A 12,543-nucleotide genomic window follows, 5' to 3' on the forward strand; every position below is an offset into this window, starting at 1 on the left:
CGGCCACAGGCGTGTTGATCAGTTGATCAGGAAGCGTTGGTGCGGGATCCGACGCGCTTGCTCTGGTGCTTGTTCAGGACGTCCAGCATCCTGTCGAACTCGGTGTCGCTCATCTTCTGGATGAGGTGCATCGCGATGAACGCGCCGTCGTCGTAAGGGAGTCGTCGAGCGGTACCCGCTTCCGCCCTCTCCAAGTCCGGGTCCCCGACCAGGCTCTCGGCTGCTCGGGGATCGGGCACGCTATCCACTCGCTCGACGGGAGTCGCATCCGGTGCGGTTGCCTCAGCCGGCTTCGGTACCGGCGCTGCGCTGACGCTCCCCTTGCTTCGAGGGGAACTGCCAGCCGACTCGGTGCTGTTGAGGCGAGTCGGTGACACACTCCTCGGCGGTTCCTGGATCGGAGGTGCCTCGGAGGGGGGCGCGGAGGAGGGCTCGGAGATCTCGGGATCGTCGGCTTCGACGGCCTCGTCGGCCTGGGCGGCCTCGGCGGCCTCGGCGGCCTCGGCGGCCTCGGCGGCTTCCGGAATGTCGACGGAGTGGGAGCGTTCCGGCTCTTCCGGTGGTTCCGGCCTGTCCTTCTCCTCGACAACAACGGGCGGGGGTACCCGCCGTTCGGCCTCCTTGCGCGCGCGCTCGGCCTTGAGTTCCTGTAGGGCGGCTTCCTGTCGTTCCTGCGGTTCCTTGGCGACCGAACGCAGGAATTCGACGGGCTCCTCCCCCACCGCGGCCTGGAGTTCGGGACTCAGATTGAGCAGGGCAAGGCGCTGGGAAACCCATCCCTGCGACTTCCTCAATCGCTTGGCGAGCTTGGACTGTGACCCATGGATCGCGAGGAGGCGTTGCAGTGCGCGTGCCTCGTCCAGCGGGTCGAGGTCATTCCGGTGGATGTTCGCGACGAGTGCGGACTCAAGAATCGAGTCGCCGTCACTCCCCTGGTCGTCATCAACCATCACGCTGAGATGCGTGAGCCCCGCCTCGCGGGCGGCCGCCAGTCGGCTGCTTCCGTCCACGACGACATGGGTCGTGTCGGGTTCCAGGTCTTTCGCCCGTGCCGGATTGGCCTTGAGGTAGGCGTCACGGTTCATGACCGTGATGGCCTGCTTCTGGCCGTGCTCCTTGAGGCTGCCCGCGAGTTCGGTGAGATCCCCCAGGGTGGTGCGCGGGTTCTCGGGGTTGGGGCTGATCCGCATGACCGGGAGTCGGGTCGGCGGAGCCACTCCGTCGGTCGGCACCCCGGTCGCGGCACCGATGGCGGCGCGCCGGGCGCTGACCGGCCGGGCCGCTCCCCCGAAGCGTCCGGCACCCAGCTGGTCGGCCTTGCTCATGAGATCTCCCGGGCCAGCGCGCGCATCGCGACGGCCTGCTGCGAGGCGGGCGCGTAACTCAGCAAGGGCTGCTTCATGCGCACGGCTTCCTTCTGTTCCTTGAGGTCGTTGATGAGACCGACGACCCGCGGATCCTTTATGTCGATCCAGCCCTGGAGGGACGAGGTGGCGATGTAGCCGCGCCGTCCGTCGTAGAGGTTGACGACGATGCCCAGGTAGTCGATGTCGAGGGCGAGGTCGTTGCGGAGATCCTCTATCTGGTTCGTCAGGAGGTCATAGGCATCGGCCGAACTGTCTTCGGCCTGGACGACGATGAGTGCCCCGGACTGGCCCGGTCCTTCGGTGTCGCGCCGCCGACCGTAGTAGGCGGCGGCGTCCATGCTGAGACCGAGGCTGGGCGGGCAGTCCACGATGATGACGTCGTAATCGGCTTCGAGCGGCAGCAGCGCCCGCTCCAGCGCGGCTTCCCGCGCACGCACCGCAGAGAGCCGTACATCGAGCAGGAACGCGTCATGGCAGGCGGGCAGCAGATGGAGTCGGCCGCCGAAGTGCTCGTCGTCGATGGAGACGATGAGATCCCGGAGTTCGCCCTTGGGGTCACCGGCCATGTGGTTGGTGAGGCTGTCACCGTTCATCGCCACCGGGGACGCGCCCAGTTGGTTGGTGAGGTGGCACTGCGGGTCGAAGTCGACCAGAAGAACACGGAGGCCGTGCCCCGGAAGCTTCTCGACATCGAGCGGATCGTTCTCCACGCCCGTCGACTCGGCATCGGCGTCACCGGCGCGCAGGGCCGTGGCGAGGGCCTTGGCGACCCGCACGGGGAAGAGCCGGTTGGGGTCCTCGGAGAGGGCCTCGCCCACGCCCGCCGTGATAGCGGTCTTGCCTACGCCGCCCTTCTGGTTGCAGACGACGATGCGGCGCGTGATGTCCGGACGCTGGACGTCCGGAGCGGGGTTGGTGTCGAGCCACAGCTGAACGGACTGGGCGAGCCCTTGGATCAGGGAGACACGACGGTCCTCCGCGATCCGACGGAACTCCTCCCACTGGCCCGGCGGAAGGAAGGTGGAGAAGGATTCGGCGCCGGCGGTGTCGACCGAGGCGGTGGCCGAGGCGAGGTCGCACCAGGCGGCGATGCCCTGCTCAACCGCGGTCTGAATCTCGACGCCGAGCTGGGCAGTTCTGACCTTGAGGTTCTGCCGGAGCCATCCCGGCAGTTTGGAGACGACCTTGGCTCGGTCGCTTGAGGTGGCTGGCATACTCATGGCGCTACCTTACTAACGTCGTAGATCATCCACTGCACCGACACGTTAGTTAGTGCGACTTGGTGATGAAGAAGAGACCCGAGGGACCTATTACGGCGTAATAGGTCGGGCAGGCTCACCAGCCCCAGAGGACGAATCCACCTTCCTCGCTGCCATCCGTCCCCACAAGGTCCAGAGCCGTCACATCTTCCTGAACCACCCGTTCCGGACTGTCGGACCCTCAGACCTATTACGGCGTAATAGGTCTGACGCATCCATGGCCGTACCCATGACAGCGCCAGACCGCCGCCCTCACACCGCTCGACCTATTACGGCGTAATAGGTCGAGCATGGAAACGCCCTCTCGGCGTCAGGTCACCGACGCGTCCTGGAGCTCCAGAGCTGCGGCCAGAGCCAGCCGGGCATCCTCCGTCAACGCGACCGAGCGAGCGGTCTGCTTCTCCAGTTTGGTCAGAGCCCGCAGGGCGGCGTCGAGATAGCGCGTCAGACTCACCATCTGAAGAGGCGTCCGGCAGTGCGGCAGGACGACCTCCATCTCCTCCAGCCAGTAGTCGACGTCCTCGTCCCGCACCAACGCCTCACGTTCCTCCAAGAGCCGGGTGGCGACGGGCACCAGAAGCTCATGCCGCCGCCGGGCTGCCTCCTGTGCTCTACGCTCTGCGGCCTCCTCCTGTGCGAGCCGACGCTCTGCCTTGAGAACTGCCTCGGGCGTCCGCCGTACGCGGGCGGCCCGGGGAGTCTCGTCCAGCAGCTCGACCGCCTTCAGCCTCTTCGCCTTGTTGTAGGCGGCGCTGGGCACGGCCACCGCCAACACCGGTGCCAACTGAACCCACTGAGCTCCAGCGGCCCGGGCATCGTCGATCGCCCGCGCCTGATGAATCTCGCTCTGCTCCCGCAGGTACTCCCACAACTGAACTCGCTTGAGCGCCGCGGTCTGCTGCGCCTCGGGGGAGTGCCGCTTCAGCGCATGAGCGTGCTTCTCCGCATAGAGGAGCGCGCCGAACAGTTCGTCATCACCCGGCATCCGCTCCACATCCGGGTCCTCCGCCTCCTCATGCAGCTGACGCAGCTCGCCGATCACCGCCGAGGCATCCACCACCCCGATCCGGATCGGCTCCCTGACCAGCGGCTTCGTAGGCACCCCCGAACTCCGGGCACGTCTCGTCATGCCGGCATCCTCCCCCACCAACCCCGATTCACAGAATGTGAAACAGCATCAGCCTTAACCGCAGACCTATTACGCCGTAATAGGTTCCGCTCCATCAGAGGGTGGGAGAGTCGCCGGTCAGTAGCCGATGGCCTCTCGGAGCAGCAGCACGGTGCCACGCCCTGGGCATCCCGAAGACCGCCTGGGCGCGGGCGTTCTCCAGGGGGAGAGCGTGCTCGTCGATACAGCGCAGGGCGGTGCTCAGGTCTGGCACCACCTTCTGCGCGCCGACGATCCAGACCGCGTGGTCGGCGCCGCCCTCGTGGGCAGGGAGCTGGCTGCCGCTGCCCGAGGCAAGGACGAGCGAGCCGGTCTCGGTGACCGCGGCAACGCTGTTGACGACGACGTCAGGGCAGGCGACCAGCCTCCGGATCTCGTCGGCTCCGGTGGCACGGGCGATGCCCGGGATGCGCGGCCTGATGGCGTCGTACTGACCACCGGCGTTGATGTCCTCGTTGATGCCGGACAGTCGAAGGGTCTCGCTGGCTCCGGTGAGCACGCGGGCGCCCTGGGGGAGCAGGTCCTTGACGCGGGCGCGTGCTTCCGTGGCGTCGTCCAGGATCTCGGCGGCGAAGCCGTTGGCGCGGAGCGCGGCGGCCACCCGCTCGAGTTGCTCGGCCGTGACCGTGGCGGGGAAGGACACGGCCTGAGCCCGGGAGGCGGGGGTGCCCCTGTCTCTTTGGTCAAGCTGTTGGGGTGCCCAGGGTGGCGGCGGAGCGTGCGTCAGCCGTCCGCCGCTGTGTCGATGCCTGCGTATTCGTAGTGCCAGACCAAAGTGGTGTCGGGGGCTCCAACTGCCAGGTAGATGTGTTTGGCAGCGGGGTTCCAGGAGCCTGGTGTTCGGCCGGGGCGACCTGGGAAGCCTGCGGGCGGCAGCCCTGACTGGTCGAGCTCGACGATTTTGGTCCGCCCGTTGAATGGGCCTCCGACGATCTTGATGCCGACGGTGTTGTTGACGGCTTTACCCGCGAGCCAGCGACGGACGAGTGCCAGGTGCTCAGAGTTCGGGTCCCGCATGCCCGAAGCTGAGCATGGGCTTGGGCGGAGGGGCAAGCAGGTCTCAGGTCGCGCGCACGGGTTGGGGTCCGTAGAAGGTTCCGTCGCGGAGCATGGCGAACAGGACGTCGGCTCGGCGGCGGGCGAGGCAGAACAGGGCCTGTGTGGGGGGCTTCCCTTGAACGATCTTCCTGTCGTAGTAGACCCGCGAGGCCGGGTCGCCCAACGCCGCGAACGCGGAGAGGAAGAAGGCCCGTTCGAGCTGCTTGATTCCCCGCCGGGACGCTTGTTCGCCGCGGATTGAGGAGCCCGAGCTCCGGGTCGCCGGGGCGAGACCCGCATAAGCGGCGAGGTGGCTGGCGGTCGGGCAGGTGCTGCCGTCGCCGACCTCGATCAGGATGCGGGCTCCGGTCCTGAAGCCGGTTCCCGGCATCGACGTCAGGACTTTCGAAAGAGGATGGGCCTTCAGGAGTTCCTCGACCCTCCCGGCCAGTAGCTTGCGCTGGTCGAGAACGGCTGAGAGCGAGGCGACGAGGCTCGGGACGATCAGCGTGGCCGCCTCCGTGCCCGGGACCGTCGCGGTCTGATCGTCCAGCGCGGCGAAGACCTTCTCGACCAGCCGCTCGGCCATCCTCGGTGCCTTCGGCCACAGCCGCATGACCAGCTTCCGCCGGCCCGACTTGCAAGAGATGGATGGATCTGGGTCAGCGGGCCGTGCAGCCGGTTCACGACCCAGGTCTCTTCGCCGGCCAGGTCGTCGTCTGGTCGACCACGACAAGCAGGGTTCCGTGCCTGGCCTGGAGCGGGGCGAACAGCTCGCGGAGCTTGAGTTCGGACCCGAAGGCCGGAGGGCCCGTTGCTGAGCCACGAAGAAGGTAACGGGGGCCGCGGCTGGGTCAAAAGCCCAGCGCCTCGCGGGGAGCATCGCCCATGAACGATGAGGTGTCGAGGTACCTGACCTCGTACCGCCGCTCGGCGGACTTCCAGCCGTCCACGGTGCGCTGGTAACGGTCGTGGCAGACAGCGAAGTTCAGACCCTGGCGTCCGTCGAGCGCGGGGACGAGTTCCCGGATGTACGCGCGGCCTGTCGCGGGGGCACCGTCCAGGAGGGCGTGCCGGGATATGTGGGCTGCACGAAGAAGTCCCATTGGCTCTGCAGCTGTTCGCCCCCGTCGAGGATCTCCTCGCGGCCGACCTGTTCGACGGGGATGTCGGGCATGCGCAGGACACCGTCCAGGGTGAAGAGCGCTGCCAGTCGGAGACGGTCGCGCACCATCGCCGCGTCGGTGAACTCTCCGCGCATGGCCTCAACCTCGACGCTGTCCGCGATGGCCTGGAAGTCGTTCATCAACGTTCCCTCTCGCTCCTGGTGTCGTCCTCACCCTGACGACCACGCAGGCCGATCCGGATCTCAGCGCGACCATGAGTGAGCGATGTCGGCTGATCAACCTTGCCTATCGGCTGCTCGGGTCAGGCGGGAGACGTACGTGGGGGAGTGACTGACGGAGTGACTGAACGGCGGCACCGAGGTCGTCTCTTCAGTCCCTGTCTTCCGGGGCCTCCGCCGAGGCGTCTCGTTCAGTCCCTGCCCAGCGGCCGGCACCGAGGCATCCCCAGGGACCGAAGAGACGGGACCTCAGATCGGTTCAGAGTCAGTGGAGTTGACCAGAGCTTTACTCAGCGTGTTCATGGGGACTGAACAGAGACTGAGGCAGGGACGGAGGGACTTTCGGTCCCTGGGGTTCAGTCCCTGGAATCTTCGCAGGTCAGAGCCGTTTTGCAGAGTCCGAAAGGGACTGGAGGGACTGAATCTCCTAATTATGACGTAGAGAAGACATGTATTCGTACATGCGCGCGCATACACAAGCACATATCTACTACAGCTCATAATTGCGAGATTAAGTCCCTTCGGTCCCTGCTCTGAACGGCCGCAAGCCTGTGACCTGCGGGTATAGGCAGGGACGAGCCGGAGACCCCCGATCCCTCAGGCCCTGCTGCTTGGTCCCTGGTCCCTCTCCGTCCCTGAAACCCGGTCCCTGGAGCCCTGAGGCACGGTTCCCGCGCCATTCGAGGCTCCAGCCCCTAGGGTTGGAGCAGCCACCTGACTCAGGGACCCAAGGGACCCAGAGGTCCGATCGGGTACGGCGCGCCGGTAGGGCGGACCCCCTTTTTGTGATCGAGGGTCGTACACTCTTTTCGCATCAGAGTCCCTTCGGTCCCTGGCGTTGCAGCTGCCCCGCCGGGTGTGTGTGAAGTGATCGGGCAGACAGAACATGACGAGGACGATTCCCGTGCCGCGCGAAGGTGAGCACCACGGCAACGCAGCCGCCGTAGCGCCCCCGCACGCCGTGGCGAGCTGGTGCGCAGCGCAGGGCTGGCCGGTGCACCCGCTGTCGCCGGGCCGAAAGACCCCTGTGGGGAACTGCCCTGACTGTTCGGCGGCCAAGGGCGGCGGCAGGCACGAGGCAGCGGATTGCCCCTGCCTCTCCGCAGGACGTCCCTGCCACGGCTTCCACGCGGCCACCACGGACCAGGGACTGATCGACCGTTGGTGGGGCGCGACGCCGGCCGCCGGTGTCGGGGTGGCCTGTGCGCCCGCGGGACTCGTGGTCATCGACATCGACGCCCACCAGGTGTCGGTCGCCGACCGTGCGCATCTCCTCCCCGGGATCGTCATCCCGGAGCAGGTCCGGCTCGACGGACTGGCTTCCGGCTTCGACACCCTGGCCCTGCTCGCGGCTTTCCGGGGCGAGCAGGATCCCGCGCGGGACGAGAGCACCTTGCGTGTCCGCACCCCGTCGGGAGGCCTCCACGTCTGGTACCGGAACCCCGACCCGGAGACCCGTTACCGCTGCTCGACCGGCTCGGGCCGGAACACCGCCCTCGCCTGGCAGGTCGACGTCCGCGCCGAGGGCGGCTACATCGTGGCGCCGGGTACCCGGACCCCTCAGGGTGTCTACCGGGCGGAGGGCTCCGCGAGGCAGCCTGCTGAGCTGCCCGAGTGGCTGCGCAGGGAGCTGCGCCGGACCGGACACGTCATCGAACCGTCCGTCACCCCCGTGCCCGGGCTGCCGGAACAGCCGGGAGCGGGGCAGAGGCTGACGGCGGTGGTTCCTCCCGCGCGGCGTTCCGGCCGTCCGGCCGCCGCCCATCAGGTCATCGATCCACTGATCGGAGTGGTCGCCGAATGCGCGGCCGCCCGGGAGGGGACGGGGTTCACGGAGAAGCTCAACAGGGCTGCCTACACGGCCGGTGGCCTGGTCGGAGCAGGCCATTTGGAGCACGCGGCCATTCGTGACCGACTTGTCCGTGTCGCCAACTATGCCCGGCCTTGGCAGCAGTCCCGGAATGAAAAGATCGTTGACGACGCCCTTGCCGTAGGGTCCGTCCGCCCTCTTCACCTCGAAGGACGTCCATGAGCAGCAGTGCCGAAGGCACACCGCGTTTCGACCCGCAGGTCGCCGCTCAGCAGATGCTCGACCTCCAGGCGGCGGAAGTGGTCCCCGGTCCCGCACGGCTGCCCGCACAGGGCTCTGTGGGCGTCTCTGCGCCCCTCCAGGCTCCCGGCACCCCTATGGCCCCTTTCCCGGCCCCTGGAGCGCCTGTACCGGCTTTGTGTCCCCCGTCCCTGTCCGACCGTGGCAACGCCCGTCTCTTCGTCCAGCAGTACCGCGACCAGTTCCGGCATGTGGAGGGCCTCGGCTGGTTCGCGTGGGACGGCTACCGGTGGAAGCGCGGGGGCGGCGAGAAGGCGGCTCTGTGGGCCGCGGGGGAGATGGCCGAGGACATGCCGGGCACCGACCCGCGCGGGGTGTTCAGCGACCGTGAACTCGCCCATCACCGGCGCCGCACTCTGTCCACGACCGGCCTCAAGGCGCTCCTGACCCAGGCCAAGGCGTCCCCGGACATCTCCGTCGACCCCGACCGGCTCGACGGCGACCCGTACGCCCTGTGCACCCCCGTCGGCGTGGTCGACCTCCACAACGGGCATCTGCGCAAGGCCGATCCGACCCGTGACTTCCACTCGCGGGCCACCAGCGTCGCCCCGCAGGCCATGGAGACCCCGCGCTGGCACCGCTTCCTCTTCGACACCTTCGGGGACGACGAAGAGGGCCGGGAGATGATCGACTTCCTGCATCTGATGCTGGGTTACTCGATCACCGGTGACGTCGGCGCGCAGGTGCTGCCCTTCCTCCACGGCGAGGGCAAGAACGGCAAGTCCGTCCTGCTCGACATCATGATCCAGATCCTTGGCGACTACGCCGACGCGGCCCCGCCCGGCTTCCTGATGGACCGGGGCGCGTTCTCGGAGCACTCCACCGAGCTGACCGAGCTGCACGGGCGGCGGCTCATCGTGTGCAGCGAGCTGAAGCCCAACGACAAGTTCGACGAGGCCCGCGTCCGGCTGCTGACGGGCGGCGACAAGATCAAGGCCCGCCGGATGCGGCAGGACTACTTCTCGTTCACCCCGACCCACCACCTGTGGTTGCTGGGCAACCACCGCCCCGAGGTCTCCACCGGCGGCTTCGCCTTCTGGCGGCGCATCCGGCTGCTGCCCTTCACCCGGACGGTGCCCGCCCACCGCCGTATCGACAACCTCGCCTTCGAACTGGTCCGCGACGAGGGCCCCGGCATCCTCCAGTGGCTCATCGAGGGCGCCCAGCACTATCTGCGCACCAGGGATCCGCTGGAGGGCCCCGACCGGGTCCGTATCGCCACCACCGCCTACGCCACCACCGAGGACCACATCGGCCGCTTCCTGTCCGAGTGCTGTACCCGGGACGGCGACGCCGGCAAGGACCTGCGGGTGGAGCAGGGTCTGCTCTACACGGAGTACAGCTCCTGGTGCAACGCAGGTGAGGGCATCCGGCCGGCGAGCACCCGCACCTTCGCGAACCGTGTCCGCCAAGAGGTGGGCGTGACCTCTCCGACGGACATGATCAAGTCCAACGGGCGGAAGTACTACCCGGGAATCGCGCTGCTGGAGCACGCATGACGGCTGTCGTAGGTGGGCCATCCACACCAGGTGGCCTACATCGTCGTCGCCGTGCGCTCTACCATGGTGGTCAGGCCGCGCACGTGGTGGCCCCCACCGAGCGGCCCGTCACTTGGCGGCGAGCGGGCCGCAGCGACACGGACAGAGGTCCGGCCATGCCCCCATGGCCGGGGAGCACGCCGATGAAGGAGGGGCTGCAGCCATGAGTTCGCTGTTGACCGAGAGCGACCTCATCCACGAGGACGAGGTGGTGTGGCTGGAGAATCCCGAGAACCTGGACTACGTCCGGCAGGCGCTGGACAAGACCAGGCGGCGCAACACCAAGCCGCCGTACGCACGCGACGGCCGCATGGTGGGCTACGCCCTGCTCGACGAGGACGCCTCTCCCGACCCGGACAGCGGCCTGTACAAGCGCCGGGTGTTCTTCCTCCTCCCGCACGACCGGGACAGCCTTCCCGACGGCCTCTACCGCGAGGGCGCCCCGGGTGAGGCCGTCGACCCGAGGACGATCACCCCGCGCAAGCCGGGAACGAAGACCCCCAGGTCGCAGTCCGGCACGGTGGCCATAGCGTCGGCACCCTGACGGTTTCGCGCGCACCGGTTCACCGCCCGGCATCACTCGCTCGTGGGCGGCCCGTGCGGACGGGCCCCCGGTACTAGGACGAGGCGACCCCGGTGCTGGGTTCACGTGCGCCGCCCTCGGGCAGGTCGGCGCACGTCGTGGATCACCTCTGTCCGCCTACGCGGCCTCCTCCGGGGCGACGGCGGTCCGCAGGACGAAGGCACGGACCGTTTCCGCGAACAACTCGGGTTCCTCGATGTGGCCCATGTGCCCGCTGTTCTCCAGCACCAGCAGCTGGGAGTCCGGGATCAGCTCGTCCATCGCGAACGCCCAGCGGGGCCCGCAGATCACGTCGTGCCGCCCCACGACCACCAGAGCCGGCACCTCCAGCCCCTTCAACGCGGCCCGGTCGTCGATGACATCGGGTGTGAGGTCCTCGTCCAGACCCGAGATGTACGTGGCCCGCACCGCGTCCCGGAACGGGGCCAGGCGCTCCTCATCGCCCCAGTAGTCGGCGAAGTAGGACGGCAGTACGCCGCGGGCGACCGCCTCGGTCTGCTCGTCGCTGGAGATGCTGCCCATCGCGCCGAACGCGGCCAGCACATCGGGCAGTCCGGGGTGACCGGCGTGCTTCGCGACGAACGCCTCCACCCTGCGCTGCGCTTCGGCGCCGTGCTCGGGCCCGGTGACGGGAGCGCCCTCGTACAGCACGACGCCCGCGAGCTGCTCGGCGCGGTGCAGGGCGTGGTGGGCGGCCACGAACGCGCCGTGGGAGTGCCCCAGCAGGTGCACCCGGCCGACGCCGAGCCGGTTGATCAGCGACTGGAGGAAGAGGCTGTAGCGCTCCCGGGTGTAGCCGTGCGGGTGCGAGGGCAGGCGGCTGTCCTCGGCGGTGCCGACGGGTTCGACGTAGACCATCGTCAGGTGCTTCTCGAGGGCGGGCATGCGCAGGTAGTCCCAGTGGATGCCGGGACCGCCGGGGTGCGCCAGGCAGACCGGGCCTTCGCCGTGGACGTGATAGCGCTGGGTGATCCCGCCCATCTGGTGGAGGTGGGTTCCGGGGGAGAGGGGATCGGTGTGCGGGGTGGATGCGTTCATCGGTGTCTCCAAGGGGTCCGCAGGTGTCAGGAACACCGGCAAGACGCTCCCGGAGCCGGGAAGTTCGATCGTGCAGAGGTGATCTGACTCACACTGCCAGGGAGTTGGGGCCGGTCTCGGGGCGGGACGCGTGGTACAGCGAGACCCGGTCGAAGCGACCACCGTCGAGCGACATGATCCAGGCGACGCCGGGCGGGCAGTGGTCCGGGGCGTCCGGTGGGTTGATGAGTTCCATCTCCCAGACGACCAGGGACCGGCCGGCCACCACGTGCAGCGGGCGCTGGCGCACGCCCGCCGAGAGGTCGCTGTCCATGCCCGCCAGCAGTACATCGGCCCCGCCGAGCCGTTCGCCTGCGGCCAGCAGTGAGACGGCGGGGGAGTAGCGGTCCCTGACCACCTTGCCGAACTCGCCGCGCTCGGCGGCCGCGAGCGTCTCACGCGCCTCGTGCCAGCTGTTCTCGGTACGGCGGCGCGTGTCCTCGTGTGCCATGGCGGCGGTCGCGGTCAGCGACCGGGCGAGGATGCCGCGGGCCTGGCTCAGCCGGCTGCGCACGGTACCGACGGGGATCCCGCAGGCCTCGGCGATCTGCTGGTACGCGGTGATCCCGGTGGTGAAGTAGCGCAGGACGACCGGCAGGCGCAGGGTCGGGGTCAGCGACTCGACGGCTTCCCAGATCCAGTTCCGCAGCGCGTGGTTCTGCAGCACCTGTTCGGGCGTCTCACCGTTCGACGGCACCGGCACCGATTCCATGGGCTCGACACGTTGTGCGGCGCGCAGCAGAGTCCGGCAGGCGTTGCGTACGACCATCCGCAGCCACGGTCCCACGGCCTCCGGGTCGCGGACGTCCACGATCCGGCGCAGCGTCACCAGTGCCGCCTCCTGGAGGACGTCGTCGACGTCGGGGCCAGGCCCCAGCAGGCTGAGCGCGACGGCGCGCATACCGGGCCGGTGACGCTCCAGGAGCAGGGCCAGAGCAGATACGTCGCCGGCCTGTGCGGCCAAGGTCAGTGCCGCGTCCTCCACCGGTCCGGCGTCCCCCGGTGTCCTGCTCATACCTATGTCCTCCTGGCCATGACACCTGTCTGCTGTCGAGCGT

General features: G+C 68.4%; 11 protein-coding genes and 1 pseudogene. 3 read left to right on the top strand and 9 right to left on the bottom strand.

Features of this window, described 5'->3' with window-relative positions:
- Positions 1 to 26: 26 nt before the first annotated feature.
- The 7 genes and pseudogenes from ACIPSE_RS39265 to ACIPSE_RS39295 all read right to left on the bottom strand — a co-directional run bounded on the left by ACIPSE_RS39265 (position 27) and on the right by ACIPSE_RS39295 (position 6,138).
- The gene (locus ACIPSE_RS39265; protein ID WP_401672819.1) at positions 27 to 1,325 is read right to left on the bottom strand and encodes a ParB/RepB/Spo0J family partition protein; all 1,299 of its coding nucleotides are present in this window, start codon (positions 1,323 to 1,325) and stop codon (positions 27 to 29) included.
- Positions 1,322 to 2,587, bottom strand: coding sequence for a ParA family protein (locus ACIPSE_RS39270; RefSeq protein ID WP_401672821.1), 1,266 nt, complete (start codon positions 2,585 to 2,587; stop codon positions 1,322 to 1,324). The genes ACIPSE_RS39265 and ACIPSE_RS39270 overlap by 4 nt, the downstream gene beginning before the upstream one ends.
- A gap of 349 nt (positions 2,588 to 2,936) precedes the next feature.
- Positions 2,937 to 3,728 (bottom strand): hypothetical protein, encoded by a 792-nt coding sequence (locus ACIPSE_RS39275; RefSeq protein WP_401672824.1) that lies wholly within the window; start codon positions 3,726 to 3,728, stop codon positions 2,937 to 2,939.
- Between the two features lie 121 nt (positions 3,729 to 3,849).
- Entirely contained in the window at positions 3,850 to 4,437 is a 588-nt protein-coding gene (locus tag ACIPSE_RS39280; RefSeq protein WP_401672826.1) for an LUD domain-containing protein, read from the bottom strand.
- Between the two features lie 80 nt (positions 4,438 to 4,517).
- Positions 4,518 to 4,811 (bottom strand): hypothetical protein, encoded by a 294-nt coding sequence (locus ACIPSE_RS39285; RefSeq protein WP_401672828.1) that lies wholly within the window; start codon positions 4,809 to 4,811, stop codon positions 4,518 to 4,520.
- Positions 4,812 to 4,854: 43 nt separating this feature from the next.
- Positions 4,855 to 5,552: pseudogene (locus ACIPSE_RS39290) on the bottom strand (transposase); the annotation flags it as partial.
- A 268-nt stretch (positions 5,553 to 5,820) separates the two neighbouring features.
- A complete protein-coding gene (locus tag ACIPSE_RS39295; RefSeq protein ID WP_401672831.1) occupies positions 5,821 to 6,138 on the bottom strand; it encodes a hypothetical protein in 318 nt (105 codons plus the stop codon).
- Positions 6,139 to 7,063: 925 nt separating this feature from the next.
- On the opposite strand from ACIPSE_RS39295, the gene ACIPSE_RS39300 reads away from it, so the two are divergent.
- The 3 genes from ACIPSE_RS39300 (at position 7,064) to ACIPSE_RS39310 (ending at position 10,369) form a co-directional block, all read left to right on the top strand.
- Complete coding sequence (locus ACIPSE_RS39300; protein ID WP_401672834.1) at positions 7,064 to 8,209, top strand: bifunctional DNA primase/polymerase; 1,146 nt, start codon at positions 7,064 to 7,066, stop codon at positions 8,207 to 8,209.
- The gene (locus ACIPSE_RS39305; RefSeq protein ID WP_401672837.1) at positions 8,206 to 9,786 is read left to right on the top strand and encodes a phage/plasmid primase, P4 family; all 1,581 of its coding nucleotides are present in this window, start codon (positions 8,206 to 8,208) and stop codon (positions 9,784 to 9,786) included. Before ACIPSE_RS39300 ends, ACIPSE_RS39305 begins: the two co-directional genes overlap by 4 nt.
- Before the next feature lie 202 nt (positions 9,787 to 9,988).
- Positions 9,989 to 10,369, top strand: coding sequence for a DUF6009 family protein (locus ACIPSE_RS39310; protein ID WP_401672840.1), 381 nt, complete (start codon positions 9,989 to 9,991; stop codon positions 10,367 to 10,369).
- A 156-nt stretch (positions 10,370 to 10,525) separates the two neighbouring features.
- Here the strand turns inward: ACIPSE_RS39310 and ACIPSE_RS39315 are convergent, their stop codons facing one another.
- Both ACIPSE_RS39315 and ACIPSE_RS39320 read right to left on the bottom strand, forming a co-directional pair.
- Complete coding sequence (locus tag ACIPSE_RS39315) at positions 10,526 to 11,446, bottom strand: alpha/beta fold hydrolase (RefSeq protein WP_401672843.1); 921 nt, start codon at positions 11,444 to 11,446, stop codon at positions 10,526 to 10,528.
- Positions 11,447 to 11,534: 88 nt separating this feature from the next.
- Entirely contained in the window at positions 11,535 to 12,500 is a 966-nt protein-coding gene (locus tag ACIPSE_RS39320; protein WP_401672846.1) for an RNA polymerase sigma factor, read from the bottom strand.
- Positions 12,501 to 12,543: the final 43 nt, after the last annotated feature.

The sequence above is a fragment of the Streptomyces sp. NPDC090106 genome (assembly GCF_044747265.1).
Taxonomy (GTDB): Bacteria; Actinomycetota; Actinomycetes; order Streptomycetales; family Streptomycetaceae; genus Streptomyces.